The organism is Microbacterium immunditiarum, from assembly GCF_013409785.1.
In the GTDB taxonomy this organism is placed as follows: Bacteria; Actinomycetota; Actinomycetes; order Actinomycetales; family Microbacteriaceae; genus Microbacterium; species Microbacterium immunditiarum.
The window spans coordinates 2,854,104-2,868,563 of record NZ_JACCBV010000001.1 but is presented as its reverse complement, the minus strand read 5'-3'; the positions used below and the strand labels follow the sequence as shown (position 1 = coordinate 2,868,563).

Annotated in this window: 12 protein-coding genes; all 12 read left to right on the top strand. The window is 71.0% G+C overall.

Going from position 1 to position 14,460, the window contains the following annotated elements:
• The first annotated feature begins 5 nt into the window (after positions 1 to 5).
• Complete coding sequence (rsmH, locus tag BJ991_RS13390; RefSeq protein ID WP_179490752.1) at positions 6 to 977, top strand: 16S rRNA (cytosine(1402)-N(4))-methyltransferase RsmH; 972 nt, start codon at positions 6 to 8, stop codon at positions 975 to 977.
• Positions 974 to 1,618, top strand: coding sequence for a cell division protein FtsL (gene ftsL / locus BJ991_RS13385; protein ID WP_246301098.1), 645 nt, complete (start codon positions 974 to 976; stop codon positions 1,616 to 1,618). The genes rsmH and ftsL overlap by 4 nt, the downstream gene beginning before the upstream one ends.
• A gap of 4 nt (positions 1,619 to 1,622) precedes the next feature.
• Complete coding sequence (locus BJ991_RS13380; protein ID WP_179490750.1) at positions 1,623 to 3,407, top strand: peptidoglycan D,D-transpeptidase FtsI family protein; 1,785 nt, start codon at positions 1,623 to 1,625, stop codon at positions 3,405 to 3,407.
• A 22-nt stretch (positions 3,408 to 3,429) separates the two neighbouring features.
• Positions 3,430 to 4,842: a UDP-N-acetylmuramoyl-tripeptide--D-alanyl-D-alanine ligase gene (locus tag BJ991_RS13375; protein WP_179490748.1), complete on the top strand. Its 1,413-nt coding sequence runs from the start codon at positions 3,430 to 3,432 to the stop codon at positions 4,840 to 4,842.
• Entirely contained in the window at positions 4,839 to 5,951 is a 1,113-nt protein-coding gene (gene mraY / locus BJ991_RS13370) for a phospho-N-acetylmuramoyl-pentapeptide-transferase (RefSeq protein WP_179490746.1), read from the top strand. The genes BJ991_RS13375 and mraY overlap by 4 nt, the downstream gene beginning before the upstream one ends.
• Positions 5,933 to 7,486 (top strand): UDP-N-acetylmuramoyl-L-alanine--D-glutamate ligase, encoded by a 1,554-nt coding sequence (murD, locus tag BJ991_RS13365; RefSeq protein ID WP_246301097.1) that lies wholly within the window; start codon positions 5,933 to 5,935, stop codon positions 7,484 to 7,486. Before mraY ends, murD begins: the two co-directional genes overlap by 19 nt.
• Entirely contained in the window at positions 7,446 to 8,696 is a 1,251-nt protein-coding gene (ftsW, locus tag BJ991_RS13360; protein WP_179490744.1) for a putative lipid II flippase FtsW, read from the top strand. The genes murD and ftsW overlap by 41 nt, the downstream gene beginning before the upstream one ends.
• Positions 8,697 to 8,784: 88 nt before the next feature.
• A complete protein-coding gene (locus BJ991_RS13355) occupies positions 8,785 to 9,885 on the top strand; it encodes a UDP-N-acetylglucosamine--N-acetylmuramyl-(pentapeptide) pyrophosphoryl-undecaprenol N-acetylglucosamine transferase (RefSeq protein WP_179490743.1) in 1,101 nt (366 codons plus the stop codon).
• Positions 9,886 to 9,987: 102 nt separating this feature from the next.
• Positions 9,988 to 11,409 carry a UDP-N-acetylmuramate--L-alanine ligase gene (gene murC / locus BJ991_RS13350; protein ID WP_179490742.1) on the top strand — a complete coding sequence of 474 codons (1,422 nt, stop codon included), beginning with the start codon at positions 9,988 to 9,990 and terminating at the stop codon, positions 11,407 to 11,409.
• 6 nt (positions 11,410 to 11,415) lie between these two features.
• The gene (locus tag BJ991_RS13345; RefSeq protein WP_179490741.1) at positions 11,416 to 12,393 is read left to right on the top strand and encodes an FtsQ-type POTRA domain-containing protein; all 978 of its coding nucleotides are present in this window, start codon (positions 11,416 to 11,418) and stop codon (positions 12,391 to 12,393) included.
• Positions 12,394 to 12,593: 200 nt separating this feature from the next.
• Complete coding sequence (gene ftsZ, locus BJ991_RS13340; RefSeq protein WP_179490740.1) at positions 12,594 to 13,748, top strand: cell division protein FtsZ; 1,155 nt, start codon at positions 12,594 to 12,596, stop codon at positions 13,746 to 13,748.
• A 9-nt stretch (positions 13,749 to 13,757) separates the two neighbouring features.
• The gene (locus BJ991_RS13335; protein WP_179490739.1) at positions 13,758 to 14,441 is read left to right on the top strand and encodes a YggS family pyridoxal phosphate-dependent enzyme; all 684 of its coding nucleotides are present in this window, start codon (positions 13,758 to 13,760) and stop codon (positions 14,439 to 14,441) included.
• Positions 14,442 to 14,460 lie beyond the last annotated feature (19 nt).

Genomic DNA, 14,460 nt, shown 5'->3' with positions numbered 1-14,460 from the left:
TCATCATGAACCTCCGCGACATCCACACCCCCGTCATGCTCGAGCGCTGCATCGAGCTGCTCGCGCCCGCCCTCGAGGGTCCGGACGCCGTCCTCGTCGACGCGACGCTCGGCATGGGCGGTCACACCGAGGCGTTCCTCGAGCGGTTCCCCGACCTCCACGTCGTCGGGCTCGACCGCGACACCGAGGCGCTGCGCATCGCGGGCGGCCGGCTCGCGCCCTTCGGGGACCGCGTGACGCTCGTGCACACGGTGTACGACGGAATCGCCGACGCGGTCGCCTCGACCGGGCGACCCGAGGTGAACGGCATCCTCTTCGATCTCGGGGTCTCCTCGCTCCAGCTGGACGAGGCCGAGCGCGGCTTCGCCTACGCCCAGGACGCGCCGCTCGACATGCGCATGGACCAGTCGTCGGGGACGACGGCCGCCGACATCCTCGCGACGTACAGCGAGGGCGAGCTGCGGCGCATCTTCGAGCGCTACGGCGAGGAGAAGCTGTCGGCCCGCTACGCGCGGGCGATCGTGGCGGCGCGCGCCGAGGGTCCGATCGAGCGGTCGGGCCGGCTCGTCGACATCCTCACGAAGGCGACGCCGTACGCGGCGCAGCGGACGGGGCATCCGGCCAAGCGCGTCTTCCAGGCGCTGCGCATCGAGGTCAACCGCGAGCTGTCCGTGCTCGAGCGGGCCGTCCCGGCGGCGCTCGACCTGCTCACGGTGGGCGGGCGCATCGTGGTGCTCGCGTACCAGTCGCTCGAGGACCGCCTCGTCAAGCGCGCGCTGGCCGAGGCATCCGCGTCGACCGCACCGGCCGGACTCCCGGTCGAGCTCCCCGAGCACGCCCCGCGCTTCCGGCTCCTCGTGAAGGGCGCGGAGCAGGCGACCGAGGAAGAGCGAGCGCGCAACCCCCGCGCGACTCCGGTGCGCCTGCGCGCCGCCGAGCGAATCCGTCCCGCACACGCGAAGGAGGCGACCGCATGAACGCCGCGCCCAGCGCCGAGATCCTCGGCATGACGCCGGCAGCGGCGGCGGTCGCCGTCGCCGCGCCGCTGCCGGAGCGGCAGTCTCCCGGCCGCCGCCTGCGCGTCGTCGACGCACCCGCCCGGCGCCGGCGCCGGCGCCGTCCGAAGCTCGTGTACGGCATCGTCGCGGTCGTCGGCGCCCTCGCGATCGGCGCGGCCCAGATGGCGCTGTCGATCCTCATGACGCAGGGCTCGTACGAGATGTCCAAGCTCACCCAGGAGCAGCGCGCCCTCACGTACCAGAAGCAGATGCTGCAGGACGATATCGCGGGTCTGAGCTCCCCGCAGTTCCTCGCCGCGAACGCGACCGCCCTCGGCATGGTGATCGACGAGGCGCCGTCCTATCTGCGCCTGAGCGACGGCTCCCTGCTCGGGCCCGGGCAGGTGTCGTTCGGGTCGTCGTCGATCGATGCGCTCGGTCGCGCCGCCGTGCCGAACGCCCTCGTCGAGGACACGCCGCTCGTGACCGACCCGGACGCGACGATCGAAGGACGCACGGTGGTCGAGACGGATGCCGCGACCGGCGCCGACGACGGCGGCGGAGTCGTGAACACCCCGCCCGCACTGACCGACGGCCTGCCCATCCCGGAGACCCACTGAGCACATGACGACGAAAGCCACACGCAGCCCGCGCCGGCGGACCGTCGTCGCGCTCGCCGTCGTCCTCGCGGTGCTCGCCGGGTTCATCGTGCGACTCGTCGACATCCAGGTCGTGAACGCCGACGACCACATCGCCGACTCGATGGACATCGCGCTCGCGGGCTCGCGCACGCTGTACGGCGAGCGCGGTCCCATCCTGGACGAGACCGGGCAGCCGCTGGCCGGGAGCATCCTGCTGTACGACTGCCAGCTCGATCCGCTCCTCATCACGCAGCTCGACGAGAAGATCCTCGCCGGCAGATCGGACGACCCGCTGTGGACCGACGTGTCGGACGACGTCGCCGAGATCATCGGGAAGACGCCGGACGAGGTGCGCGGCATCGTCGAGTCCGCCCTGCAGGAGGATCCCGACTCCCGCTTCGCGTACCTCCAGAAGCGCGTCTCGACGCACCAGTACCGCGCGCTCGCGGACCTCGACCGCCCGTACATCGCGTGCCTTCCGCATCCGGCCCGCACGTATCCCGACGGCGCCGTCGCCGGCAACCTCGTCGGCTTCGTGGGCGTCGACGGCGACCCGCTCGCGGGGATCGAGCTGAGCGAGGACGACTGCCTCGCCGCCGAGGACGGCCGTGTCGCGTATCAGCGCGGTGCCGACGGCGTCGTCATCCCCGGCACGGAGCGGCGCGAGGACGCCGTCGACGGCGGCACGCTGCAGCTCACGATCAACCGCGACCTGCAGTGGTTCCTGCAGCAGCTCATCGCCGAGCAGGTGCAGGACATGGGCGCGCTCAGCGGCTCGATCATGGTGGCCGAGGTCGAGACGGGCAAGATCCGGGCGCTCGCGGAGTTCCCGACCGTCGACCCGAACGACGTGCAGGCCTCCCCGGATGCCGATCGCGGCAGCCGCGCGTTCGTGAACTGGTTCGAGCCGGGGTCGACGTTCAAGACGCTCACGGCGGCGACGGTGATCGACGCGGGCGGCCTGACGCCGCTGTCGACCGTGATCGCGTCGAGCGACGAGCGGTTCCCGAACGGCGCGCGCGTGCGCGACGCGTTCTCGCATCCGGCCTACCAGTACACGCTCTCGGGCGTGCTCATCGACTCGTCGAACGCCGGCATCTCGAAGTTCAGCGAGGCGATCGACCCGCAGACCCGGTACGACTACCTGAAGAGGTTCGGCATCGGCCAGGGGAGCGCGGTGGGCTTTGCGGGCGAGCAGCACGGCCTGCTGCGCCCCGCGTCCGAGTGGGACGCCCAGACGGTCTACAACACCTCGTACGGCCAGGGCGTGACGACGACCCTGCCCGAACTGGTCGGCGCGTACGCCGGGATCGTGAACGACGGTGTGCGGATGCCGCTGTCGCTCGTCGAGTCGTGCACGAGGTCCGACGGGACGGTCGTCACGCCCGACCTTCCGGACCCGGTGCGCGTGGTCAGCGAGCAGACTTCCGCGCAGGTGCGAGCGATCCTCGAGAACGTCGCGCTGCAGGCCAACTACGCGAGCCAGGTCGAGATCCCCGGGTACCGCATCGGGGTGAAGACGGGCACCGGTGAGAAGTCCGACGGCAACGGCCGCTACAAGGCGGGCTCGTACTTCACGACGATGATCGGGTTCGCTCCGGCCGAGGACCCCCAGTTCGTCGTCGCTGTCACCCTCGACGAGCCCACCAGGATAAAGTCGTCTGGTGCCAACGCGCCCGCGTTCCAGAAGGCGATGACACAGGTGCTCAAGACGTACCGTGTGATGCCCGCGACGGCGGCGGCCGAGGTGCTCCCGAAGTTCGGGTGAGCCCCCGCATCCCGGAGAAGACATGATCAGCCTGACCCTCGACGAGCTTGCCCGCGCCGTCTCGGGAACCCTTCATCTCGCCGATGGCGACACGCCCGAGACCACCGTCTCGGGCGCGGTCGACACCGATTCGCGGCTCATCGAGCCGGGTGGCGTCTTCGTCGCCAAGCCCGGTGACACGACTGACGGACACCGGTTCGTCGACGCCGCCGTCGAGCGCGGCGCCGTCCTTGCGATCGTCGAGCACGTCGTCGACGCCGCCGTCTCGCAGGTGGTGGTGGCGGACGCCGTCGCGGCGCTCGCCGACCTCGCGCGCGAGGTCGTCGCCCGCGTGCGCGCCGGTGGCGGCATCCGTGTCGTCGGCATCACCGGGTCCAACGGCAAGACGACGACCAAGAACATGCTCGCGCGCATCCTGCAGGACGAGGGCGAGACCGTCGCACCGCGCGCGTCGTTCAACAACGAGGTCGGCGCGCCGCTCACGATGCTGCGCGTCACGCACGACACGCGCTTCCTCGTGAGCGAGTTCGGCGCGAGCGCGCCGGGCGAGATCGCGCGGCTCGCGGGTCTCGTCGAGCCCGACATCGCCGTGGTGCTCATGGTGGGCCTCGCGCACGCCGGCGGGTTCGGCGGCATCGACTCGACCGTCGAGGCGAAGTCCGAGCTCGTGCGGGCGATGCGCCCGGGTGGCATCGCGGTGCTCAACGCCGACGACGCCCGTGTCGCGGGCATGGCGCCTCTCGCCGCGGAGAAGAGCGCCACGGTGCGCTGGTTCGGTCGAGGCGAGCGCGCCGACGTGCGCGCCGACGAGGTCGAGGTCACGCCCGACGGCACGCGCTCGACCGTCGTCGTCGGCGGTGAGCGGCACGAGCTGCGTCTCAAGGTGCTCGGCGAGCACCACGTCATGAACGCGCTCGCGGCGATCGCGACCGCGATGGCGCTCGGAGTCTCCGCGGCCGACGCCATCGCGCGGCTCGAGACGCTCGAGCTCGCCGAGCGCTGGCGCATGCAGCCGCTCGGCTCCGACCGCGTGCGCATCATCAACGACGCCTACAACGCGAGCCCGGACTCGATGGGCGCCGCCCTGCGCACGCTCGCGCAGATCACCCGACCCGGCGAGCGCATGGTCGCCGTGCTCGGCGCGATGAGCGAGCTCGGGGAGTTCGCGGGGGAGGAGCACGACCGCATCGGCGAGCTCGCCGTGCGGCTGCGCATCCCGCGCATCGTGATCATCGGCCGCGACGCGCGGCGTATGTACCTCGCCGCGGTCGGCGAGGGCTCCTGGTCCGACGAGGCGGTCTTCTTCGAGACCGCCGACGAGGCGTACGACTACCTCATGGGCGAGCTGCGCGACGGCGATCGCGTGCTCGTGAAGTCGTCGAACTCGGCGGGCCTCCGGTTCCTGGGCGATCGTCTGGGAGAATCGTTCTCGTGAGATCACTCCTGACGGCGGCGGCGATCTCGCTCGCGTTCACGCTCTTCCTCACCCCGGTGTTCCTGCGGCTGTTCCGCCGCTGGGGCTGGGGCCAGGTCATCCGCACCCCCGAAGACATCCACAACCCGAGCCACGGCGCGAAGCGGGGCACGCCCACGATGGGCGGCACGATCTTCATCGTCGGGACGATCGTCGGATACTTCGTCGGCGGCTACACGGGCAACAACCCGCCCACGATCTCGGGCCTGCTCGTGCTGTGGATGATGATCGGGTTCGGCGTGGTCGGGTTCATCGACGACTACATGAAGGTGCACCGCCAGCGCAGCCTCGGCCTGACCGGGTGGCGCAAGATCCTGGGGCAGGTGCTCGTGGCGGTGCCGTTCGCCATCACCGCGCTGAACTTCCCGAGCCCCATGGGCCAGACGCCGGCGTCGCCCTACGTGTCGCTGTTCCGCGACATCCCGGTCCTGTCGTTCATGGCGCTCGGGGCCGTCGCCGGCTGGATCCTGTACACGCTGTGGATCACGTTCATCGGCGTCGCCTTCTCGAACGGCGTCAACGTCAGCGATGGGCTCGACGGTCTTGCCGCGGGGGCGTCGATCTTCGTCGTCGGCGCCTACAGCCTCATCGCCTTCTGGCAGTTCAACCAGGCGTGCTGGGGCGGCGAGTCCCTGTCGGCGGCCGTGCGCGAGGCGTGCTACCAGACCCGAGACCCCTTCGACCTCGCGATCGTGTCGGCCGCCTTCGTGGGCGCGATGCTCGGATTCCTGTGGTGGAACGCCCCCAAGGCGAAGGTCTTCATGGGAGACGTCGGCTCGATGGCGATCGGCGGCGTCATCGCCGCGATGTGCATCCTCACGCGCACCGAGTTGCTCGCCGTGCTCGTCGCGGGCGTCTATGTCATCGCCCCCGGCTCGGTCATCCTCCAGCGCCTGTACTTCAAGCTCACGCGCGGCAAGCGCCTGTTCCTCATGAGCCCGCTGCACCACCATCTCGAGATGCGCGGATGGTCCGAGATCACGATCGTCGTTCGCATGTGGATCATCGCCGGCATGCTCGCGATCGCGGGCATCGGCCTCTTCTACGTCGAATGGCTCACGCGCACATGAGCCGCCTCGACGAGCTTACGAGCTGGCACGCCGATTGGAAGGGGCTCCGCGCCGCCGTGCTCGGCATGTCGGTCACGGGCTTCTCGGTCGCCGACACGCTCGCCGAGCTTGGAGCGGACGTGCTCGTCGTCTCCGAGTCCGCCGACGAGGAGTACGCGCGCCTCTTGCCCGTCATCGGCGCGCGCTCGTCGATCGGACCGCTCGACCAGGTCCCGGCCGACCTGGTCGACTTCGACCCCGAGGTCATCGTCGCCTCGCCGGGCTTCGCGCCGCGGCATCCGGTCATCTCGTGGGCGCAGGAGAGGGGCATCGCCCTATGGGGCGACATCGAGCTCGCGTGGCGTGTGCGCGACAAGGTCGTCCGGCCCGACGGCACTCCCGCCGACTGGGTACTCGTGACAGGCACGAACGGCAAGACGACGACGACCCGGCTGACGGCGACGATGCTCGTCGCGGGAGGGCTCCGGGCGGCGCCCGTCGGCAACATCGGCACGCCGGTCCTCGACGCGGTGCGCGACCCGTCCGGCTTCGACGCGCTCGTGGTCGAGCTCTCGAGCCACCAGCTCTGGTACCTCGGACTGCAGAGCAGCCCCGATCCCGTGTCGCCGCACGCGGCCGTGTGCCTCAACCTCGCCGACGACCACCTCGAGTGGCACGGCTCGGTCGAGTCCTACCGCGACGCGAAGGCCCACGTGTACGACAACACGCGCGTCGCGTGCGTGTACAACAAGGCGGACGAGGCGACCCGCCGCATGGTCGAGGACGCCGACGTCGTCGAGGGTGCGCGCGCGATCGGGTTCGACCTCGGGGTTCCCGGACCGAGCGACCTCGGGGTGATCGAGGGGATCCTCGTCGATCGCGCGTTCCTCGAGGACCGCCGTACGAGCGCGCTCGAGCTGACGACGGTGGCCGAGCTCGCGGAGCAGGGCCTCTCGGCGCCGCACGTCGTCGCGAACATCCTCGCCGCGGCCGCACTCGCCCGATCGCTCGATGTGCCGCCGTCCGCCGTACGGGACGCGCTGCGCACCTTCCGGCTCGACCCGCACCGCATCGAGGTCGTGTCCGTCGCGGGCGGCGTGACCTGGGTCGACGACTCGAAGGCGACGAACCCGCACGCGGCGGCGTCCTCGCTCGCGGCGTATCCCGGCGCGGTGTGGATCGTGGGCGGTCTGCTCAAGGGGGTCGACGTCTCGACCCTCGTGGCCGAGCGCGGGGCATCCGTCAAGGCCGCGATCGTCATCGGCACCGAACGCACCGACGTCGTGTCGGCGTTCGCGCGACACGCGCCCGACGTGCCGGTCATCGAGGTCGACGACACCGAGACTGAGGATGTCATGGCGCGGGTGGTCGAGCTCGCGGCCGAGGTGGCACAGGACGGCGACGTCGTCCTGCTCGCCCCGGCGGCGGCTTCGTTCGATCAGTTCGCGTCGTACGCGGACCGGGGCCGCCGGTTCGCGGAAGCGGTGAAGACGATGGCCGGAACGGGGGGCGACGGTGAGCACGACGCAGACCCGCCCTCCCGCGACGGCGCCTGAGCCCAAACCCCGCCGCGGACTCGCGGCCCGCATCTCGCTCGGACGCGTGTTCGCGCCCGTGCCGAGCGAGTTCCTCCTCATCTCGTCGACGGCCCTGCTGCTGACGATCTTCGGGCTCGTGATGGTGCTCTCGGCGACGTCGGCGACCTCCGCGGCATCCGGCGTCGAGCCGTACGACGCCGCGCTCAAGCAGCTCATGTTCGCCGCGATCGGCGTGCCGCTCATGTTCGTCGCGAGCAGGTTCCCGGTCGCGTTCTGGAAGCGCATCGCATGGCTCGCGCTCATCTTCGCGACGATCTTCCAGATGCTCGTGTTCACGCCCCTCGGTGTCGAGGCGTACGGAAACCGCAACTGGATCCAGATCGCCGGCGTGCAGGCGCAGCCGTCCGAGTTCCTCAAGCTCGCCCTCGCGCTGTGGGTCGGCTACGTGCTGTTCCGCAAGCAGACGCTGCTGGGACTGTGGCGCCACGTGTTCATCCCGCTCGTGCCGGTGGCGATCCTCGTGATCGGCACGGTCATGGCAGGCGACGACCTCGGCACGGCGATGATCCTCGTGCTGATCGTGCTCGGGGCGCTGTTCTTCTCAGGTGTCAAGCTGCGGATCTTCGTGCTCCCGGCGATCGCAGCCGTCCTCGCGGTCCTGTATTTCGCGGTCACGAGTCCCGACCGCGTGCGCCGGTACATGAGCTTCCTCAACCCGGACTGCCTCGGCGACTACCTCAACGACTGCTACCAGCCGCTGCACGGCATCTGGGGTCTGGCCGGCGGCGGCATCTTCGGCCTCGGGCTCGGCAACTCGCGCGAGAAGTACGACTGGCTGCCCGCCGCCGCGAACGACTACATCTTCGCGATCGTCGGCGAGGAGCTCGGACTCATCGGATGCGCCGTCGTACTGGCGCTGTTCGCCCTGTTCGCGGTCGGCGCGTTCCACGTCATCCGCAAGACCGACGACCCGTTCGTGCGCATCGTGTCGGGCGGCATCACGGTGTGGATCGTGGGCCAGGCGCTCATCAACATCGGCGTCGTGCTGCGGGTGTTCCCGGTGCTCGGCCTGCCCCTGCCGTTCATGTCGCAGGGCGGCACGTCCCTGCTGTCGGTGCTCCTCGCATCGGGCGTGCTGCTGTCGTTCGCCCGGTCGCTGCCCTCGAGGCGGACGGCGGCGCCCCGTCGCGCGACGCGCTCCGCCGGGCGGGCACGCGAGATCACGTGATCCGGTGAAGAGGGCGGGCATCCGGTGAAGGGCGGGTGCGCAGACAGAGGCGGATGCCGCGTCATCCGTGTCTGGAAGAATCGAGCGGATGACCACGTACCTGCTCGCCGGCGGGGGAACCGCCGGCCACGTCAACCCGCTCCTCGCCGTCGCGGACGCCCTCCGGGAGCGCGACGCCGACGCAGACGTGCTCGTGCTCGGCACGCGCGAGGGGCTCGAGGCGCGGCTCGTGCCCGAGCGCGGGTACGAGCTGCTGATCGTGGACAAGGTCCCGTTCCCGCGTCGCCCCGACCGCGCGGCGGCGGCATTCCCGGCGCGCTTCGCGCGCGCGATCGCGCAGGTGCGCACGCACATCCGGGAGCGCGGCGTCGACGTCGTCGCCGGGTTCGGAGGCTACGCGGCGGCGCCCGCCTACGTGGCGGCGCGCCGCGAGGGCGTTCCGTACATCGTGCACGAGGCGAACGCCCGCCCCGGCCTCGCGAACCGGCTCGGGGCCCGCGGAGCGGCGGGCGTCGGCGTCGCGTTCGAGGGGACGCCGCTCAAGGGATCGCAGGTCGTCGGCATGCCCCTGCGACGAGAGATCGTCGACCTCGATCGCGACGCGCTGCGCGCCGAGGCGGCCGAGCACTTCGGACTCGACCCCCACAGGCCGACGCTCCTCGTCTTCGGCGGCTCGCTCGGAGCCCAGCGCCTCAACGAGGCGTTCGGCGAGGGCCACGGCGCCGCGTGGAAGGACGTCCTGGCCGCAGGATGGCAGCTCATCCACGTGACCGGCGAGCGCTCCGAGCTCGCCGACCCCGGCGTCCCCGGTTACTGCGTGCGCCGCTACGTCGACCGCATGGACCTCGCGTTCGCGATCGCCGACCTCATCGTGTCGCGTGCGGGCTCCGCGACCGTGAGCGAGGTCAGCGCCCTGGGCATCCCCGCGGTTTACGTGCCCTACGCGGTCGGCAACGGCGAGCAGATGCTCAACGCGTCGTCGGCGGTGCGCGCAGGCGCGGCGAGGGTCACCCTCGACGTGGAGTTCACGGGCGACCGCGTCCGCTCCGAGGTCGTGCCGCTGCTCGCGAACGAGGCCGCGCGCCACGCGATGGGGGCGGCCGCGGCATCCGTCGGCACGCGTGCGGGCACCGACAACGTCGTGGCGATGATCGACGGCGCGCTCGCGCGGCGCTCACCAGGTGCCTGATCTCGTCGAACCGCGCGACGGGCAGCGTGAGCCTGAGCACGACCCGGGAGCGGCGTGTGCCGAGGCCGTCCTCACCGGCGGCCAACCTAAGATTGACGGGTCATGATCAGACCCGACCTGAGCCTTCCCATCCCCGAGACCATCGAGTCCGCCCACTTCATCGGGATCGGCGGCTCGGGCATGTCCGGGCTCGCCGGCATGTTCCTTGATCGGGGCATCCGCGTGTCCGGCTCCGACCGTGCCGACAGCGCCGCACTGCGGGCTCTCGCCGCGCGAGGTGCGCGCGTGTACGTCGGGCACGACGCCGCGAACCTCGCCGACGACGTCGACACCGTCGTGCACACGGGGGCGATCTGGCCCGAGAACCCCGAGTACGTGCTCGCCAAGGAGCGCGGGCTCCCCGTGATCCACCGCTCGCAGGCTCTGTACTGGCTCATCGGCGGTCGCCGCCTCGTGTCGATCGCGGGCGCGCACGGCAAGACGACGTCGACCGGCATGATCGTCGTCGCACTCGAAGAGCTCGGCACCGACCCGACATTCGTCAACGGCGGCGTGGTCGCCCAGCTCGGCGTCTCGAGCCGCACGGGGGGCGACGACCTCGTCGTGATCGAGGCGGACGAGTCCGACGGGACGTTCCTGCTGTACGACACGTCGATCGCGCTCATCACGAACGTGGACCCCGACCACCTCGACCACTACGGAACGCGCGACGCGTTCGACGAGGCGTTCGCCCGCTTCGCGAACCGGGCGCGGGAGGCGGTCGTGATCTCGGCCGACGACCCGGGGGCCCGGAGTGTCGCGGCGCGCATCTCGCACGAGAACGTCGTGACGTTCGGCGAGTCCGAGGGAGCGGACGTGCGGGTCACGGGCATCCGCACCGACGGTTCCGTCTCGTTCACGATCGAGCACGGGGGAACGTCGGTCGACGCGAAGCTCCAGATCCCCGGGGCGCACAACGCGATCAACGCCGCCGGAGCGGTCGCAGCGCTCCTGACGCTCGGCCACGAGCTCGAACCGGCCGTCCGCGCGGTCGAGCGGTTCGAGGGGACGATCCGCCGCTTCGAGCTGCACGGCGTCGAGCGCGGTGTGAGCGTCTACGACGACTACGCGCACCACCCGACGGAGGTCGCCGCGGCGCTCGCGGCCGCGCGCACGGTGATCGGCGACGGACGCATCATCGCGATCCAGCAGCCGCACACGTACTCGCGCACGCAGGAGATGTACCGCGAGTTCGCCGAGGTGCTCGAGACCCACGCCGACCACACCGTCATGCTCGACGTGTACGGTGCGCGCGAAGACCCGGTCCCCGGCGTCACCGGCGAGCTCGTCAGCAATGCGTTCTCCGACCCGTCGCATGTGCACTACGTGCCGGACTGGCAGGAGGCCGCCGAGTACACGGCATCCGTGGCGCGCGCGGGCGACTACGTCATCACCCTCGGGTGCGGCAACGTGTACCTGATCATCCCGCAGGTGCTCGAGGCGCTCGCCAAGGCGGGCGGCACGGCCGAGGGATCAGGGGAGTAGTCCCGGATGCGCCGGCCGACGCCTCTGCCGCCTCCGCCGGCCGCAGCGCGCGCGGACGGCGCGAACCGCGCGGCGGGGGCCGCGGACCCGGGGGCCGACGCGGCGAGCGACCCGGATGCCGTCGCCCCGGTCATCCCGCTCACCGCGCGCACCGGCGACGCCCCCGCGCCCCTCCCGGGCATGGACAGCGACGCGAATGATCCGGATGCTCCCGCCGAGCCCGTCCGCCTGCGCGACGTGTGGCGCGCGTCGCGCGCACGGCGCAAGGCGCTGCGCTCCGAGATCCGGCGGTTCACGGCGCGCCAGCGGCGCCGGCGGCTGATGTGGCTGGGCGCCGCCGCGGCACTCGTGCTCCTCGTGCTCGGCACGCTCGGCGCCGCGTACAGTCCGCTGTTCGCGGTCGAGCGTTTCCGCGTGGTCGGCGTCGAGCAGCTCGACGCCTCCGCGGTCGAGGCGGCGCTCGCCGATCAGCTCGGAACGCCGCTCCCGCTCATCGACGACAGCGAGGTGAAGGCGGCGCTCGTCGCCTTCCCGCTCGTCCAGTCGTACCGGCTCGAGGCGCGCCCGCCGCACGAACTCGTCGTGCGGATCGTGGAGCGCACGCCGATCGGGCTCATCGAGACGCGCGCCGGCTACACGCTCGTCGACGCCGCCGGGGTCGCGCTGTCCACCACCGAGACGCCCGCGCCCGGACGTCCGATCCTCGACGTGCAGGGCGGTGTGCGCTCGAACGCGTTCGAGGCGGCCGGGCAGGTGGTCCGCTCGCTCCCCGACGACATCCGGTCGCTCGTGACGGGTGTCACGGCGACGACGCCGGACGACGTAACGCTCCTCCTCGGCGGCACGAACACGCAGGTCGTGTGGGGGAGCGCGGACGACTCGGCGATGAAGGCGCTCGTGCTGCAGACGATGATGACGCAGCGCCCGCCGGGTTCGGTCAGCGTCTACGACGTGTCGTCGCCTGGCTCGATCGTCGTGCGCTGAGCGCGTATTCCGACGACGGTCTCGCCGCGCACCGGGTCGTGCCGCGGACGAGTTTGAGCGCGGGTGCCGCGACACGCCCAAGCGGTACCGGTTCGGGACGAGGCATCCGCTTACCTTCGATCAAAGGAATTGCATACCGGGCAATTCTTTATACCTCTACTAGAGGTTGAAGGTTTGGTTCGCACGATTCGGAGGCCGGCATGAGCCAGAACCAGAACTACCTCGCCGTCATCAAGGTGGTCGGCGTGGGTGGCGGAGGCGTCAACGCCGTCAATCGCATGATCGAGCTCGGGTTGCGGGGTGTCGAGTTCATCGCGATCAACACCGACGCGCAGGCGCTGCTGATGAGCGATGCCGACGTCAAGCTCGACGTCGGTCGCGAGCTCACCCGCGGACTCGGCGCGGGCGCCGACCCCGAGGTCGGTCGCCGTGCGGCCGAAGACCACGCCGAGGAGATCGAGGAGTCGCTGCGCGGCGCCGACATGGTCTTCGTCACGGCGGGCGAGGGCGGTGGAACGGGCACGGGCGGTGCTCCCGTCGTGGCGAAGATCGCGAAGTCGATCGGCGCGCTGACGATCGGTGTTGTGACCAAGCCCTTCTCGTTCGAGGGCCGCCGCCGCCAGCAGCAGGCCGAGACGGGCGTCGCGAAGCTGAAGGAAGAGGTCGACACCCTCATCGTCGTGCCCAACGACCGCCTGCTCGAGATCAGCGATCGCGGCATCTCGATGATCGAGGCGTTCGCGACGGCCGACCAGGTGCTCCTCGCCGGTGTCCAGGGCATCACCGACCTCATCACGACGCCGGGTCTCATCAACCTGGACTTCGCGGACGTGAAGTCGGTCATGCAGGGTGCCGGCTCGGCGCTCATGGGCATCGGCTCGGCACGGGGAGCGGATCGCGCGATCAAGGCCGCGGAGCTCGCGGTCGAATCGCCGCTGCTCGAGGCGTCGATCGAGGGAGCGCACGGCGTTCTGCTGTCGATCCAGGGCGGCTCGAACCTCGGGATCTTCGAGATCAACGACGCCGCGCAGCTGGTCAAGGAAGCGGCGCACCCCGAGGCGAACATCATCTTCGGAACGGTCATCGACGACACGCTCGGCGACGAGGTGCGCGTCACCGTGATCGCGGCCGGATTCGACGGCGGTGAACCGTCCACCCGTATCGAGCCGATCTCGAGCCTGCGTTCGACGCCTGTGACGGCGCCGCCCGTGCTGCCGAGCGTCGCGCCCGAAGAGGCGGCGATGTCGCGGGCGACCGAGTCGTCGGAGCCGGTGTCGGTCGGAGCGAGCATCACGTCGGAGCCGAGCCATGACTCGTTCGACGACGACCTCGACATCCCCGACTTCCTGAAGTAGTCCCGGACGGTGGATCTCGCCTCTCGCCTCGCCGAGGTCGACGCGCGGATCGCCGACGCCGCCCGGGCTGCAGGACGCGACCCCGCCGAGCTCACCCGCATCGTCGTGACGAAGTTCCATCCGGCCTCCCTCGTGGAACAGCTCTACGACCTCGGCGTGCGAGACGTCGGTGAGAATCGCCAGCAGGAGCTCACCGACAAGCGGGGGCGCGTGCGCGACCTGCCCGGCCTGACCTGGCACTTCATCGGCCAGGCGCAGACCAACAAGGCGAAGGCGATCCGGGCCGCGGCATCCGTCGTCCACTCGGTCGACCGCCACCGCCTGGCCGACGCGCTCGACGCGGCGGGCGGCGATGGCGCGCCGTCGCTCGACATCCTCGTGCAGATCAACCTGACCGATGATCCGAAGAGGGGAGGGGTGGCGCCGAGCGACCTGCGGTCGCTCGCCGAGCATGTGATCGGATGCCCCACCCTCCGCCTCCGCGGCGTCATGGCGGTCGCCCCGCTCGAAGAGCCTCCCGCGCCCGCGTTCGAGCGGCTGCGCGAGTACGCCGACCTCGTGCGCGAGCTCGAGCCGTCGGCCACCTGGATATCCGCGGGCATGACCGGAGACTTCGCCGAGGCGATCGCCGCCGGCGCGACACACCTGCGGATCGGCACAGCAATCACCGGACCGAGGCCGGTGCACGGTTAGCCTCGGAACAGACGAGCAA

What these genes read in the sequence shown, in the direction of transcription:
- BJ991_RS13375 (WP_179490748.1), top strand. Translation starts at nt 3,430, where the DNA reads ATGATCAGCCTGACCCTCGACGAGCTTGCCCGCGCCGTCTCGGGAACC.
- ftsZ (WP_179490740.1), top strand. Translation starts at nt 12,594, where the DNA reads ATGAGCCAGAACCAGAACTACCTCGCCGTCATCAAGGTGGTCGGCGTG.
- ftsL (WP_246301098.1), top strand. Translation starts at nt 974, where the DNA reads ATGAACGCCGCGCCCAGCGCCGAGATCCTCGGCATGACGCCGGCAGCG.
- BJ991_RS13355 (WP_179490743.1), top strand. Translation starts at nt 8,785, where the DNA reads ATGACCACGTACCTGCTCGCCGGCGGGGGAACCGCCGGCCACGTCAAC.
- murC (WP_179490742.1), top strand. Translation starts at nt 9,988, where the DNA reads ATGATCAGACCCGACCTGAGCCTTCCCATCCCCGAGACCATCGAGTCC.
- rsmH (WP_179490752.1), top strand. Translation starts at nt 6, where the DNA reads ATGAACCTCCGCGACATCCACACCCCCGTCATGCTCGAGCGCTGCATC.
- BJ991_RS13345 (WP_179490741.1), top strand. Translation starts at nt 11,416, where the DNA reads ATGCGCCGGCCGACGCCTCTGCCGCCTCCGCCGGCCGCAGCGCGCGCG.
- BJ991_RS13380 (WP_179490750.1), top strand. Translation starts at nt 1,623, where the DNA reads ATGACGACGAAAGCCACACGCAGCCCGCGCCGGCGGACCGTCGTCGCG.
- murD (WP_246301097.1), top strand. Translation starts at nt 5,933, where the DNA reads ATGGCTCACGCGCACATGAGCCGCCTCGACGAGCTTACGAGCTGGCAC.